Below are 15,123 nucleotides of genomic sequence, written 5' to 3'. Positions count from 1 at the left end.
AGCATGATTCCGTGGGACTCCCCTACCCTCAACGTTCATGTAGATAATGAATTGTTGAGCAAAGCATCCACTGTTTAAACATAGCCTATGCAAAGACGGAAAGTTGGTTATTTGTCCATAATATTTTAAAATATACAGTTATATTTTCATTGGATTTTGACTAAAAAGTAGGTGAGGATTCCACTATTGGAGGTATATGTATGAGTCAGCAACAACGAGCTAATTTAATGAACAGACAAACGAGAGCTTTTACCGAAGGAACAGTGGAAAATATCAATCAACAATGGATTTTTTTTGATGATGAAACTGATGAGGCTTGTTCCATTGAAGACCACATTGACAGTATCATCGAAGTGTACAGGGGGGGCCGTTGGCAGCAAGGAGTGGTAGAAGAAGAGGGGAAAATCCTCCTTCATCGAGAAATAACCTTCTTAAGAGAAAATGAACCCATCCGGATTCGCAAAAAACTGCTTTACTCTTTTGAAAGATTATTGGAAGAATTGAACGACGACTCTTTTTTTCAATTTGTAACGACCTTAAATTCACTCGATTTTTCTATTTATGATTGTATATATAGCTATAATCAGCTCACTTTTTTAAGGGCACTCTCTAACCAGTCCGGGGTAAACTTCTTCACCTTTGATAATGAAGCCCAAATTTGCCTCGTTCAGCACCACTTTTCATATGGTAAAAAGGATCACGATCGCTTTGAGTTCACCCTGAACACAGGAAAACGGATCATCATAGAAAAAGTGAATTCACAATAAAAAAATATAACTACAATTCCCACCAGTTTCGAGTATAAAAAAAAACGGGCGAATGAGATATCCTCATTCACCCGTTTTCATTATGTCTTAAAAAAAGTCCATTCCTTGTGGAAGGGAGAGTCCTAAATAAAGGACGAAAATAAATGCAACGATGAACAATATCCACATTGCACTCGTGCCTTTTCCTTTTTTCGTACGGACCAACACCATTTCCATAGCGGCAATAACGATGATTCCGACAATCATTTTCACTGCGTAAACACCAAAATCTGTAATCAGCATTCCGCCAGTAAGGAAAATCAATAGATAGAATAAACGTGTTATCATATGTACCATTTTTGCTTTCGGATTTCCACTTTTAAGCATCGAATATGTGACAAAGAAAAGAATGATTCCGATAACCCAAGCTGTAATGTGTATATGAGTCATTTTTTTGCCCCCTCGTTCAGTTTCTATTTCATCATATCATAGGCCTTTACAAAAAAACAAAACTAAGGTTTCGCCTAATTAGTTAAAACCAACAATTTAATGAACATCATTTACATTTCTTCTCCACTAGTCCTCTCCGACTCATAATTGGTTTTTTACCATATGTAACAAAACGCCATACATATTCAACTGGTCCATATCTATACATTTTCATCCACAATAGGCTGAGTAGAATTTGAACGGAAAACACACCAAGAAGTAAGATAAACCCTGTTGTGTAAGAGACTGTGCCATATAAGCCTAGGCCATACGAGTAAAAAATGGACGTACAAACAATCGATTGAAATAAGTAATTACTCATCGACATCCTACCGACATACGAAAGCGCTTGGAACAGGCGAGAAGCTCTGGTTTTTTCAGCCAGCAGAGTAATCCCAKTGATATAAAACATCGTCAGCAGCGGTCCACCAAAATAATCCTGCACAAATATCGTGCCAAAATGGTATACCGTCACATATGGCAGAACCTTAATCGACAATCCTAATATCAAGCTTACGATCGATATCGCCTTCAATTGTCGTTTATACCGAACTGGATTATGTAGCCAGCCTTGCTTTGCTACGCCAGCACCAAGTAAAAAGAACGGAAAAATGGATAAAAAGAGGATAATAGCATTAAATGGGTTATTCACCATATACCAATCTAGTGCCCTTTGACTTATTATTTCCGTAAGTGTACCAGATTGATAAATTTGAAGAGACTGTTTCATCATCGTCAAATCAGTCGTAATCTCCATCTCTTCCCTATCAAAAACTCCTATAATAAGAAAAAGCGAGCCCAATATCGCAAAAGGGATGACATAAAAAAACGAGCCCAGCAAAATCAAATTCTTTCCCCGCACCTTATAAAAAAGTAAAAATGCAAATCCAAATATCGCATAATTAATAAGTATGTCCCCATGCCAGATGGCAAAGGCATGAATGCACCCAAGCATTAGTAGAAAAAAGAGTCTTTTCATATATAGGGAAGGAAATGAGACACCCTTTTCCTCACACCGTACCGCTAGTATGATTGCCCCGAAACCGAATAGAAACGCAAATAGCGGATAGAAACTGGCTTGCGCAACAATATCACTGAATCTGTACAAAATCCGGTCCCAACCTTCAGTCCATCGTTCAACACCATCTATATACAAGAGCGGAGAATGAAAAGAAGGCATATTCACTAAAAAGATCCCCAAAATGGCTAATCCTCGTAAAATATCAATGCTGACAATCCGTTTACTTTCCTGCAATGGAACCATCGTGTCCTTCACAGTTTTACCCTCTTTCATTCAGATTTAGCTCCAGTCCTTGTTGCAAGTACAGAATAAGAAATGGAGCGTACACGAATATTTTATAGCCTCATTGCATCATCTTTAACCAATAAATCCGATTTTTGTTTTTTTATTAGTATGACAAACAAGCTACCCAATACGCAAAAGATTCCTGCAAGAAAGAATGCCCATGTATAGGAGCTGAATATTTTAAAGATAAGTCCCCCGCCATACGCCGCCGCTGCTGCACCTGCCTGATGGGACGCGAATATCCAACCATATACAATTCCACTTTTCTCTATCCCAAAGACTTGTCTTGAGATGCTAATGGTTGGAGGTACAGTCGCTATCCAATCCAATCCGTAAAACACAGAGAAGATAATCAGTAGGATAATTGAGCCTTCTTGTAGCGCAAAAGGTAGTAATACGAGAGAAGCCCCCCTTAGACCGTAATACCAAAACAACAACCAACGGTTATCGAAACGATCTGATAACCAGCCAGATACAGTCGTACCAATTAGATCAAAGATTCCCATAAAAGAAAGCAGAGACGCAGCCGTAACAACAGGTAATCCAAAACTAATACAGTAAGAAATGAAATGAGTCCCTATCAATCCGCTCGTTGAAAGTCCACATATAAAAAAGCTTCCTGCTAATAACCAGAATTCCTTTACTCTCACTGCTTCAATTAAAGACTGGAAAGCCATAACAATGGGATTCATCTTTTGAACTAAATTAGCCTCTTGGCTTTCCTCTTCTAGTCCATATGGAAGAATGCCAACTTCCTTCGGGTTGTTTTTCATAAATAATAGGATGATTGCTAGCATGATTAAGCTAAGGACCATAATTAAGCCAATCGCCCATCTCCAAGAATAATTCTCTATAATAATGGCTAAAACAGGCAGTAAAACCAGCTGACCTGTAGCCGTACTTGCTGTTAATATCCCTACTGCTAGACCCCTTCGCTTCTCGAACCAACGATTCGCCACATATGGACTTAATACCGTTAAAAATAGTCCGGACCCTAATCCAATAATAATCCCCCAAATTAGAATTAGTTGCCACTCATGCTCCATGAAAAATGTGAGAAAAACCCCTGCCAATAAAGTTGACATGGCAAACACCATCATTTTCTTTAATCCAAGCACTTCAATTAAAGCGGCCATAAATGGGCCTGATAATCCATATAGAAAAAGACTTATCGCAAAGGCTAAAGAAATGACGGAACGATCCCATCCGAACTCATATTCAAATGGTACGATGAATACCCCTGATGATGACCTAACAATTCCCGCTACGATAATGGAGAAGAATGTAATGATTAAAATAATCCAGCTATAATGAAAACGATTCATGCCCACACCCACATTCTCAATAATTTGAAATATTTATAATATTAACACTATATAGTTCAACAGGAGCTTTTTTATTGAACAAATTCAAGGATAATATCTAATAAAATAAAGAATATTAGAAAAATGAGCTTAGAGGAATGGTTTACAATTATACTTTGGAAAATTGCCAATAGGTTAAAATTACCTTTATTTTACTAATTGAATAGGAGCTTTCTGATACAAAGATTGTTTTACATGCAGGGAAATGTTGGGCCGCTAAAGTGGTCATAGGTGCCATTCCTACTGTACATTATAAAAGGGATTTTGATATTCGAAAGAGAGTATGTATATTTTTTTGTGAGGCACTTTCTCTAACTATTTAGAATAGGAAACAAATAATCAAGCTGGAAACACAATTAAAATAAGTGCAGATCCTCCCAATTTTATTTCATTTTCCAACTTCCACATCTCTGGATCTATAATACAATTTAGCAGTGTTAGTCGTCGAACATGAAAAAACGCTGCCCATCACTGAGCAGCGTTTACGAGCATTAATTAACGAATCTACCTGATTTTCCTTTAGCTTCCCAATAATCATTACGAAGATGGATTTTTTGTATTTTTCCGGATGCCGTTTTTGGCAGTTCCTTAACGAAAGTTACACTGGTGACTGACTTGAAGTGAGCTAATTTTTCTCGTGTATAGGTCTTGATATCCTCTTCGGTTAATTCCACCCCCGATTTTAGCACAATAAAGGCATGTGGGGTCTCTCCCCATTTTTCATGAGGAACGGCTATGACTGCCGCCTCAAGAATATACGGGTGTTCATATAGTATTCCCTCGACTTCAATGGAAGAGATGTTTTCTCCTCCGCTTATAATTATATCCTTCTTACGATCGACGATATCGACATTCCCATCCTTATCAATTGTCGCCATATCTCCTGTGTGCAACCAGCCATTTTTCAGTGCCTGCATGGTCGCTTCTTCATTTTTCCAATAACCTAACATTACCCCGTGACTGCGGATAATGAGCTCCCCGATATCCACGCCATCATGAGCTACTTCCTCACCGCTGTCATGAATAACCTTTACTTCACTGCCTATGATAGGATAACCGGCTTTCGCTTTCATTTTGTATTTTTCTTTTTCAGAAAGATCGTCGAATTCAGAACGAATCAATGAAATCAAACTAATCGGGGTTGATTCAGTCATYCCGTATATTTGGATAAATTCCCACCCTAGCTCTTTTTCTACCCTTGTGACAAATGCAGGCGGCGGAGCGGAACCCGCAACAACTATACGGATATCCTGCTCTAATGTGGGCACATTCTGTTCATAATATTGAAACAATGAATTAAGAACAGTTGGTGCCATATGCATAATGGAAACCTTATGCTTTTCAAGCGCATTAAATATCAATTCAGGGGTAGTTTTTCTTAAACAAACTTGAGTGGAACCMTTGGCCGTATAATAAAATGGAGCACCCCAGCCATTCACGTGGAACATTGGCAGAACGTGCAAATATGTATCGCGATCATTAACTCTGATATGATGCATCGCACCTAGTGCATGCAAATAGTTATTGCGGTGAGTCAGCATGACCCCTTTAGGGTTACCGGTCGTTCCGCTTGTATAAAGGAGACTCGAAACATCATTTTCATCAACTTGCTCCCGATCGAAGCTCTCTTTATCAAAATGCTCCAACCATTTGTTGTAATCGGTTTCATTTATTTCTTCCTCTTTATAGTGCACAATGATATGTTCCACTGATTCAAGTTGGTCCTTAACAGATGAAATAAGATGGTACAAATCCTGGTCTACGAAAAGCACCTTGGACTCACTATGATTCAAAATGAATACATAATCAGCAGGAGTTAACCGGATATTCAAAGGAACAATTACGGCTCCAAGTTGAAATACCCCATAAAAGCCCTCAAGCATTTCAATCGAATTCGGTGCCAAATAAGCCACTTTATCTCCCTTTTTAATTCCAATATCCCTTAACCCATTAGAAAGCTGGTTGACACGGCCATTTAACTCCAAGTACGTTAAGAGCTTATCATCTCCAATAATAGCTTTCTTATCGCCATAAAGTAAGGCTGCTCGATCCAAAAAATGCGATAATACCAAAGGTACGTTCATCTCATCACCTCTTATTTTATTTGAAAATTGCGAATTTATCATTATATTACCATATCTGTATCTTATTATCCAATGACATTTATCACTGTTCTATAACAATGTGAAATAGACAGATGAATCACATCAAAAAGGAAACAACATACAATACATTGAAACTTCCAACAATAAGGTAGGCTTACTGCCTATGCACTCGGGAAAAAACAGAAAAAAAGGGTGATTTTTCATGCCGGCTATCGTAGGAGTTGTTCAAGTTATTAACGTCGGTAGCAGTGGAGTTGTCCATATTGGCGACGTCTTTAAGATAAGTCCATATACCACTGCAAAAACATTTGCAGGTGCTGGCTCTTTTAATACAGGGGAATCCATTTCACTATATAATGCCTACAGTACCACAAATACGTATGATTCTGATGGTGTTGATCAGCCATTGGTATTAAATCTCTAGCCGTATTATTTTAGAAAGGAGGTCACCATGATCTTCAATATCCACCAAACAATTCAAATCAATATGATAAAAATTGAAAGCATAGCCAATTCATCCGTTTTTCAAATAGGCAGCGCCGGAGTGATTAAACCATACTCCGCATTAGCCAATACCGGCGGATACACTGAAGCCGCTCCTCAGATTGGGGCTGATGTAGTTCCAGAACCTAGTTTCGTCCCACTTTAGACCTCCTAATTCATAGGCATTCACCTACATCTATCAAATTTCATATACTGTCATATATAAAATTTATCATCAGAATAAAGGTGAGGTGTTGAATCGTGAATCATGATTTATATTCATATTCCATACAAATGCAGCGTTTTCTTGATGCCCAGGATAAGCGGATTATGAAACTTGAACACGAACTCAAACGCCTGACAGATGAACTTGCCGAGTTGAAAAAAAAACCGCCAATCCACGTTGATAAAATTGAATATAAATTTGATCAATTAAAGGTCGAATCTTTAGATGGAACGCTGAATATCGGTTTAAACCCTAATGATTTAAATAACATTGATGAATTTGCTGTAAATAACCAAGCGGTCCCACCTGCACCTTATCTATTTCCTGGCCGGGAGATTGTCGCACAGGAAATCTACAACGAGATTCTTTCAGACTTAGAAAATATGATCAGTGATACGGAAGGACAATTGAAAATATCACTTGAACCTGCCTATCACGACTTCATGAGACAGGATGTGGAGCGCCAGCTACATCAACGCATCAACATGTATTTTGATAACCTTACGTTTCCAGAACGCGCACCGCAGCAGCGGGATAACGTTAAAGAAAAAATCAGAGAAAAAGTAAAGTCTGATATTCAGGCAGCTTTGATTCAATTCATTACCAATTCACAAGCCGAGACAGGAGGAAATCCAAATGGAGTTTAATGTAATCAATCACCAGCTTTGTGTCGGCGATATTAAAATTATCGGGGTAGCAAGCTCTGCTTTATTTCTCATTGGGGACGTTCAAACCGTCCAACTATCTTCCGCATTCGATACACCCCCGGAATCTTTTATCGTCGGACCATTCGTTCCGCTTGCTCCAAAAGGATAAAAGACATGTTTTCAAGAATATCAAAAGTAAAGTCCATTTCTAACAAGACGTTAATATTCAGTTCCACCATACAAATCGGAGACTGTTCTTATATTGACGGAAATTCACAAGTATTGGCAATTCAGAAGAGAAGCGATAATTTCCAGCCACAAGAATTTCAATTCAGCGATTTCAGCATCTTTAAGAGGCCCCTCTATATTCCGAGGATTGATGAACCTTTTCTTCCACAATTTTCAAACCCTAATCCCTTTATCCGTGTTGGCAATGTCCACATTATTGGGATATCAACTTCATCCTTTGTCGGTGTGGGGAATGTCGGCCATATACGCATGGAATCCAGAGTGCATCACACTCGACAGATTCCTAAAAAAAATGAAGAGACACAAAACGAGAATGGATCGAATGAAACTTAAAATGAAAAAGGAGGAATTCATATGCCAGCCATTGTCGGCCCAGTTCAAGTATTTAATGTAGCGGATGGAAATCTATTATTCGGTGATGCAGCCGTCATTTCGCCGAAATCTTCCAACAAAACTGTCACCGGCTCCGGCTCAGCGAACACAGCTGCAATCGTCTTTACGGCCAGTGGGCTGAACGGAAACAATATCCTTGATGTCAATGGAGTCGATCAACCCATTACAGGGAATAATTAGCCAAACAAAAGCCTCCTATTTCCAGGAGGCTTTTAAAATTTCACCTATTTTAGCATTTTAAATACTTGCTCTACATCTTTATCACCGCGTCCTGATAAATTAACAATTAGTATGTCATCCTTTGTTAACTCTTTTGCCAATTTCAGCGCGTGCGCTACAGCATGAGAGCTTTCGAGAGCCGGAATAATCCCTTCTGTTTTGGACAAAATTTGAAAGGCCTCAAGAGCTTCTTCACCTTTTATTGTTACATACTCCGCTCGACCACTATCCTTCAAGAAGCTATGTTCCGGACCCACACTTGGATAATCCAAACCTGCAGCAATCGAAAAAGTTGGCTGTGGGTCTCCCTTTTCATCCAATAACGTCAAACTTTTAAATCCATGCAATACTGCCGGTACACCTTGTGAAATACTTGGGGCTTCAGCCGGTTCGACACCAACTAAACGGACATTTTCTTCATCGATATAGTGAGTAAAGGCACCGATGGCATTACTTCCACCACCCGCACAGGCAATAATCGCAGTAGGCAGCTTGCCTTCTTTTTCAAGAATCTGGCGTTTTGATTCTTCACTTATGATTGCTTGAAAATGCTTGACGATAGATGGATAAGGGTGTGGCCCTACAGCTGAACCAAGTAAATAAAAAGTATTTTTGTAGTTTTGGACCAAGTCATTTAACGCCTCATCAACAGCATCCTTTAATCGTCCTTGTCCTTTTTCGACTGCAACAACCTTGGCACCCAACAATTCCATCCGAAAGACATTCAGCGCTTGTCTCTCTGTATCTAGCTTGCCCATATAGATAACACACTCTAAACCAAACATCGCACAAGCTGTCGCAGTCGCTACACCGTGCTGCCCCGCTCCTGTTTCTGCGATGATGCGTTTAGCACCCATCCGTTTAGCCAGCAGGATTTGGCCAATCGCATTATTGATTTTGTGAGCACCCGTATGATTTAGGTCTTCACGCTTTAAATAAATTTTGGCTCCACCCATCTTTTTCGTTAAATTTTGTGCATAGGTTAAAGGATTTTCACGTCCTACATATTCTTTTAGATAGTATTGAAACTCCTCTTTAAATTCCGGATCATCTTTATATTTCAAGAATTCTGCTTCTAAAATATCCATAACTTGTTGAAGTTCTTCCGGTACAAAGCTTCCCCCGAACTCACCAAAATATCCTCTACTCTCCATCCTACTCGTCATACTCAACTCTTCTCCTTTAAAAAGGTATTTTATAATTAGTATATAGCAATCTTGCAACATTTTTCAAACAATTCTGTTTTATTATTTTAGTAAAAAGAGTGCCTTAGTATTATCACCTACTGTCTACCTATGTGGGGATTTTTATATGGCATTTTCAAAAAAAACGGTCTTTCCCCGATTGAATACCGAGAAAAGACCGTAGCTTAATCTATTCTTTTTTCATTGTCTATTTTCCAGGGTTTTACGCACTTCTCTTTATACTTCCAATAAATGCGCTCCATCGAAGAAAAATAAATAACGGCTCGTTACTTTTTTATTTAATATTCCTTCGACAGCACTTGTGTAAAGCTGTAGCTGCATCCGGTATCGATCGGCAAGAATCTCTTTTGCCCCTTCATACCCACTAGCAAAACGACCGGTTATTGTATCCGTTTTATAATCAAGCAACACAAGCCCTTGTTCATCCTCAAAAATACAATCAATAACACCCTGAATCAGAATTTCCTCTTCTCCAGTTGCCCAATCACTGTAAGCCTCTTTAGCCGGCAATGACATTGTAAATGGCACTTCACGGCGAATACTTTGAGCCTTCTGCATTCTTTGACCGATATCACTGTCAAAGAAATCAACAATCGTATCCGGATTCACAGCTTCTTTCTGTTCGTCGGTCAACAACTCGCGTTGAATCAGTTCAACCATCAATTGCTGAATCGATTGAATGGTAATCTCGTTTGATAAATCGATATGCTGCATGACTAAATGGGTAATCGTTCCTCTTTCAGCAGGAGTTAGTGACTTTTCTTGCATAAAAGTCGGACGCTTCGTGATTGGCCGCTTAAATTTTCTCAACAACTCTGTGGAACTTTGCTCATCCTTCAGTTCATATTGACGTTTTAGTTCAGAAACGGACTGCTTGGAACGATGCACGGAAGCCTCATGTTCTGGGTACTCCCATTTAAGCTGTTCCTTGATATCCTGAGAAAACTCGGAAACCATTTCGACCTTCTCTGACTTCTGAACATGCTCTAGTAATTGCTCTTGTGCGAGTGCCTCTTCATCATCCAGAACTGCCAGCTCTTCACTAGGAATGACAGAGATGGACCAATTTGATGGATGTGACTCCATTTCCCAGCCAAGACCAGCTGCCCCCTGAAAGTCTCTATGACGGACAAGGGATGGACCGATCCAATCAAGATAGCTTTTTGCACCAGCTCGTACATAGTCCTTTAATAACCAATCACCGTGTGTCGCATTACTTGCCCAATTATGCTGCATTTTTTCTGCATCACTGATACTGGCAATTAAATACAGCTTTTCCTTAGCCCTTGTAAGCGCAACATAGAGGACACGCATCTCCTCTGCAATTAATTCAAGCTGCTTCTTCTTCTTAAAAGCCAACTGTGGAAGGGATGGATACGTTATCCGCAATTCAGAATTCACATACTTAGCCGCAAAACCATAATCCTTATCCAGTAAATAAGGCTTTCGTAAATCCATCATATTGAATTGTTTTGAAAGTCCGGCAATAAACACAATCGGAAACTCCAGACCCTTTGAGGAGTGAATCGTCATCAGGCGGACTACATCTTCCTGTTCACCTAAAGCCCGAGCTGCCCCTAAATCATCACCACGTTCCTGCATTCTATCAATGAAACGCAGAAAACGAAACAGACCACGGAATGAACTCGCTTCATATTGCCTTGCCCTGTCGTACAATGCCCTTAAATTGGCCTGACGCTGTTTGCCACCCGGCATTCCTCCTGCAAAATCATAGAACTGAGTTTCACGATACAGCAACCAGATTAAGTCGGACAACGCCTCCTGCCTGGCAAGCTTTCGCCACTTTACTAGCTTTTTATAAAATGATGAAGCCTTTTCATAAAGCCCAGGATGCTCATCTGAGTCACTCTTTCTGTAAAAATCAGCTAATGCTTCATAATAGCTACCTGTATGGAATAAACGGACCTGCGACATTTCTTCTTCATCCATCCCGACGATAGGTGAACGCAGAACGGAAGCCAAAGGAATATCCTGCTGGGGATTATCAATCACTTTTAATAAGGAAATCATGATTGCTACTTCTGTCGCCTCAAAATATCCTGATGACAAGTTAGCATAAACAGGAATCCCCTGCTTCTTAAATTCTTCCATAATTTGCGGTGCCCATGGCATAGAACGAAGGAGAATGACCATATCACGATAAGTCGCAGAACGGTATTGTTGGGTTTTCATATCAAATATCTGATGCTTTTCGTTTATAGTCTTTTTAATGAGCTTGGCCATCAATCTTGCTTCGAGTTGAGCCTTTTCAAGTTCCTCGGCCTCGAATCCGATTTCCGACTCTTCTGTTTCTGTATGGGATTCTGCTCCATCAATTAAATGGAGTTCAATAGGGTTTGGTTTGTCTTCGGGATACGGCGCTCCTTTTTTCAACTGGGCGTCCTCATCATAATTAATCTCACCGACTGTAATCCCCATCAGCTGTTGAAATAAGAAGTTCGTTCCATCGAGAACTTCCTTACGGCTCCGGAAATTCCGATTTAAATCGATCCTCAGACCGGATTCGTTCCCATCATGGGTAAAGCGTGTGTACTTTCCAAGGAAAAGATTAGGTTCTGCAAGCCTGAATCGGTAAATCGACTGTTTGACATCGCCCACCATAAACAGATTCCCACTATATTCTCCATCTGCCGTCACCAGTTTTAAAATTGATTCCTGAACTAGATTCGTATCCTGATATTCATCGACAAGTACCTCTTTAAACTGTTTCCGATATTCAATAGCGGCTGCTGATGGCTTTCGTTCACCATCTACGGTTTCCTCTGTCAAGATTTGAAGACAGTAATGCTCCAAATCAGCAAAATCGACCAAGTTTTTTTCCGCTTTTGCGGCGAAGAATCTTTCGTCAAACTGTTTAACGAGCATAACCAGGGTATCGACATATCCCTTCAGTTCTCTTATATCACGTAGATAACTTTCGGGCTTACGAGAAAATAACTCTTCCTGCAACGATTTTATAATTTTCTTTGCCTTATCACGATATTTGGTAGCCTCATCCGCAATATCTTTGATAAAGTCTGCTCCCGTGCAGCGTTTTGCCGTACCAAACTTCACGTTTTGGATTTCTTCATAAAGAGCGTTCCAAGAGTGATCTTTAACTCCCGATAATTTGGCAACAAGATCAAGGTCAGCTAAATAATTCTCTGCCCTTGGTGCTGGCCCCCCTGGTACCTTTGTCAGTTCGAGGGAGCGCTCCAATAAATCCTTGGCTGTATCCAACTGCAAACCAATATCGAATTTCAAGGACTCGATAAATGTAAGATCGTCTATTCCTGTATCATCAGCCAGATCATACATGGCAGCGGCACTATTTAGCCATTGATTTGGATCTGGATTCGATCGCGAAAAATCATAGAGAGATCGGACTATATTCTGAAGTGCATCGTCGTTTCGATCACTTGTAAAAGCATCAACCAAATTAAAGAACTCTTCATTATCACTCTGACCATACTGCTCTTCGAAAAGCACCTCCATTACTTCATCACGTAATAGCTGTGCTTCTGTAGAGTCCGCAATTCGAAAGCCTGGGTCGATTTCCGTCAGATAATAATACTTCCTAATCACCTCTAAGCAAAAAGAGTGAAGCGTGGAGATCGAAGCTCGATTAATCAAGCTCAACTGCTTACGCAGATGCTGTGAATGCGGATTTTCATTAATCGCTTTTTCTAATGCCTCGCTGACCCTGTGACGCATCTCGGCAGCCGAAGCATTCGTGAATGTCACAACAAGGAGTTCATCAACATCAATCGGATCATCTTCTGAAACAACCTTTTGAATAATTCGATTGACTAGCACCGCAGTTTTCCCTGAACCTGCCGCCGCTGCAACCAGAATGTCCTGATTTTTAGCCCAAATCGCTTTCCATTGATCTTCCGTCCAAGTAACGTCACCCGGAAGCGCAGGAATTATTGTTTTGCTCATCTTTCACCCTCCCCTCTTAATAAATCCAGAACATCATTTTGTTTCTTCTGTGCTAAATTCCTAAATTGATTCTCCTCCAAAGACTGATCGAATTGACATACTGATTTAAACGAACAGAAGGTACATGGGGTTTTTTCCTTTAATTTATATGGTGTGATATCTACGTCACCATCGACCATTCGATCACCAGCCTCCTGATAGACCCGGCGTACGTGATGATTCAAAAGTGAAAACTCTTCCCTACTCGCAACTTTGGAAGCTGCTAAAAGCGATCCATCCTTTTTAAATCCAGCTGGAATGATGTCAGATTTACTGGAAGTCTCTATATCAAGCGATGTATCCATCATCTGAATAACATTTGTATGATCTAATACAAGTCCATTCATTTTAAAGCTCTTATAGATCTCTTCCTCAATTTTATCCAAACTGAGCATACCCTTTGATTTAACAACCGGATTATGAACATGAAAATACAAAACACCGGCTGGAATCGCTTCTTTGCCGATAAGTGAATGGGAGTGGGTAACGACGATATCGAGATATGTCAGCATTTGCAGAGCAAGTCCATAGTACACTTCACTCATGTTTAGCTCCTTTTCACTCGATTTATAATCGAGCACACGCAAATAGACACCCTCACCTTCTTCCGCTTTATCAACGCGATCAATCCGCCCAATTAATTCCATTTCCGTGCCGTTTTTCAGTGTGAACGAAAGTGGCGGCAGCTCTCCATTTTTCCCGAAGCCAAGTTCCAATCCTATTGGAGCAAATCCGCTCACCTTGGCATGTTCACTTAAGACGATTGATGCCCGCCCAATTACATGTTCCAATTTCCTTCGCAAATAATGATGCCGGTTCGTACTTAACAAAATCTGATTTTGAAGCTTTGGAGCAAGCCTTTCCACTGCGTTTCTAGCCAATTCCAAGCATTGCTCTTTTGTCAATGAAGACCAAGGAATATCATTTTCCTTTAAATAATCCGAAATCATTTTTAGCGCTCCATGGAACATTTCACCAATATCCGGTGCATCCAGACGGAAAATCTGCCTTTCCCTTAATTTCAAACCATGAGCAGCGTAATGGGAAAACGGGCAGCTATTAAACATTTCCATCCGCGATACACTTGTAAGAATGCTTTCACCATATAATTGCTTACTTGTTTCTTCAGATAATTTCTTCGTTTTATTTTGGTAAAAAAGACTCGATAATACCTTAGCTGCTGCGGGACCAACCATTTCATCTTCAATAATGGTATTGTATACATCCCACCAGAGTGAATGGATGGGGTAGTTTCGTTTTTTCAACTGCAATTGGGCAGCCAGATAAGACAGGGCCACATCATAATTCGCGGCATACTTCACCTGCTCCTCAGCAGGCAGGTCCGATGGGTCGTTCATATAAAAAGAATCGGTAACGTGCGGCAGGACGTCCCTTACCCTCTTTAAATAAGAAGWGGGTAAGAGAGCTTTTCCTTCCTCATCGGCAAGCGGATACGATAAATAGAGCGCTTCAGCCGGTGTAGTAAATGCTTTATACGCTGTAAACTCTTCATCCAAGAGGCGAACCTTCGAACTTGGGGCAACGTCAAGTCCACTTGCCAAAAGCGTTTCGCGATCACTATCGGAAAATACTCCATCAGATACAGCTTTTCCTGGCAAGACCCCTTCATTTAGACCAATGACAAAAGCTGTCTTAACATCATCAAGACGAGATAGATCAAGATTAGCGACAAGCACTTGGTCAATTGCC

Annotated in this window: 14 protein-coding genes; 7 read left to right on the top strand and 7 right to left on the bottom strand. The window is 40.2% G+C overall.

Translation table 11 applies throughout. From position 1 onward, the window contains the following. Window positions 1–200 precede the first annotated feature (200 nt). Window positions 201–767, top strand: a complete 567-nt coding sequence (locus AC1DUW_RS12235; protein WP_053344958.1) for a DUF2777 domain-containing protein — start codon at window positions 201–203, stop codon at window positions 765–767. An 87-nt stretch (window positions 768–854) separates the two neighbouring features. Here the strand turns inward: AC1DUW_RS12235 and AC1DUW_RS12230 are convergent, their stop codons facing one another. The 4 genes from AC1DUW_RS12230 to AC1DUW_RS12215 form a co-directional block, all read right to left on the bottom strand. Continuing rightward, window positions 855–1,196: a YisL family protein gene (locus tag AC1DUW_RS12230; protein ID WP_053344957.1), complete on the bottom strand. Its 342-nt coding sequence runs from the start codon at window positions 1,194–1,196 to the stop codon at window positions 855–857. A gap of 106 nt (window positions 1,197–1,302) precedes the next feature. Beyond that, a complete protein-coding gene (locus AC1DUW_RS12225; RefSeq protein ID WP_477642620.1) occupies window positions 1,303–2,529 on the bottom strand; it encodes a DUF418 domain-containing protein in 1,227 nt (408 codons plus the stop codon). 62 nt (window positions 2,530–2,591) lie between these two features. After that, window positions 2,592–3,866 (bottom strand): MFS transporter, encoded by a 1,275-nt coding sequence (locus AC1DUW_RS12220; RefSeq protein WP_053344956.1) that lies wholly within the window; start codon window positions 3,864–3,866, stop codon window positions 2,592–2,594. Between the two features lie 530 nt (window positions 3,867–4,396). After that, window positions 4,397–5,989 carry a long-chain-fatty-acid--CoA ligase gene (locus AC1DUW_RS12215; protein ID WP_477642619.1) on the bottom strand — a complete coding sequence of 531 codons (1,593 nt, stop codon included), beginning with the start codon at window positions 5,987–5,989 and terminating at the stop codon, window positions 4,397–4,399. 223 nt (window positions 5,990–6,212) lie between these two features. Between AC1DUW_RS12215 and AC1DUW_RS12210 the strand changes: the two genes are divergently transcribed. The 6 genes from AC1DUW_RS12210 to AC1DUW_RS12185 all read left to right on the top strand — a co-directional run bounded on the left by AC1DUW_RS12210 (window position 6,213) and on the right by AC1DUW_RS12185 (window position 8,188). Continuing rightward, a complete protein-coding gene (locus AC1DUW_RS12210; RefSeq protein WP_053344954.1) occupies window positions 6,213–6,434 on the top strand; it encodes a spore germination protein in 222 nt (73 codons plus the stop codon). A gap of 27 nt (window positions 6,435–6,461) precedes the next feature. Next, window positions 6,462–6,659 (top strand): spore germination protein GerPB, encoded by a 198-nt coding sequence (locus tag AC1DUW_RS12205; protein WP_053344953.1) that lies wholly within the window; start codon window positions 6,462–6,464, stop codon window positions 6,657–6,659. A 95-nt stretch (window positions 6,660–6,754) separates the two neighbouring features. Beyond that, the gene (gene gerPC / locus AC1DUW_RS12200; protein ID WP_053344952.1) at window positions 6,755–7,366 is read left to right on the top strand and encodes a spore germination protein GerPC; all 612 of its coding nucleotides are present in this window, start codon (window positions 6,755–6,757) and stop codon (window positions 7,364–7,366) included. Continuing rightward, window positions 7,356–7,535 (top strand): hypothetical protein, encoded by a 180-nt coding sequence (locus AC1DUW_RS12195; protein ID WP_053344951.1) that lies wholly within the window; start codon window positions 7,356–7,358, stop codon window positions 7,533–7,535. Before gerPC ends, AC1DUW_RS12195 begins: the two co-directional genes overlap by 11 nt. Window positions 7,536–7,540: 5 nt before the next feature. Then, window positions 7,541–7,948 carry a spore germination protein GerPE gene (locus AC1DUW_RS12190; RefSeq protein ID WP_053344950.1) on the top strand — a complete coding sequence of 136 codons (408 nt, stop codon included), beginning with the start codon at window positions 7,541–7,543 and terminating at the stop codon, window positions 7,946–7,948. Window positions 7,949–7,969: 21 nt separating this feature from the next. Next, window positions 7,970–8,188 (top strand): spore germination protein, encoded by a 219-nt coding sequence (locus tag AC1DUW_RS12185; protein WP_053344949.1) that lies wholly within the window; start codon window positions 7,970–7,972, stop codon window positions 8,186–8,188. 44 nt (window positions 8,189–8,232) lie between these two features. Here AC1DUW_RS12185 and trpB read toward each other — a convergent pair whose 3' ends face one another. The 3 genes from trpB to AC1DUW_RS12170 form a co-directional block, all read right to left on the bottom strand. Continuing rightward, window positions 8,233–9,393, bottom strand: a complete 1,161-nt coding sequence (trpB, locus tag AC1DUW_RS12180; RefSeq protein ID WP_053344948.1) for a tryptophan synthase subunit beta — start codon at window positions 9,391–9,393, stop codon at window positions 8,233–8,235. A 255-nt stretch (window positions 9,394–9,648) separates the two neighbouring features. Then, window positions 9,649–13,374 (bottom strand): helicase-exonuclease AddAB subunit AddA, encoded by a 3,726-nt coding sequence (gene addA / locus AC1DUW_RS12175; protein ID WP_053344947.1) that lies wholly within the window; start codon window positions 13,372–13,374, stop codon window positions 9,649–9,651. Next, on the bottom strand, window positions 13,371–15,123 hold a 1,753-nt coding region (locus AC1DUW_RS12170), incomplete at its 5' end, for a PD-(D/E)XK nuclease family protein (RefSeq protein ID WP_477642618.1). The genes addA and AC1DUW_RS12170, both read right to left, overlap by 4 nt.

The organism is Peribacillus sp. P4_C12 (genome assembly GCF_056402095.1).
The sequence above is the reverse complement of the archived record's forward strand: the minus strand, read 5'-3'. Positions and strand labels throughout refer to the sequence as shown.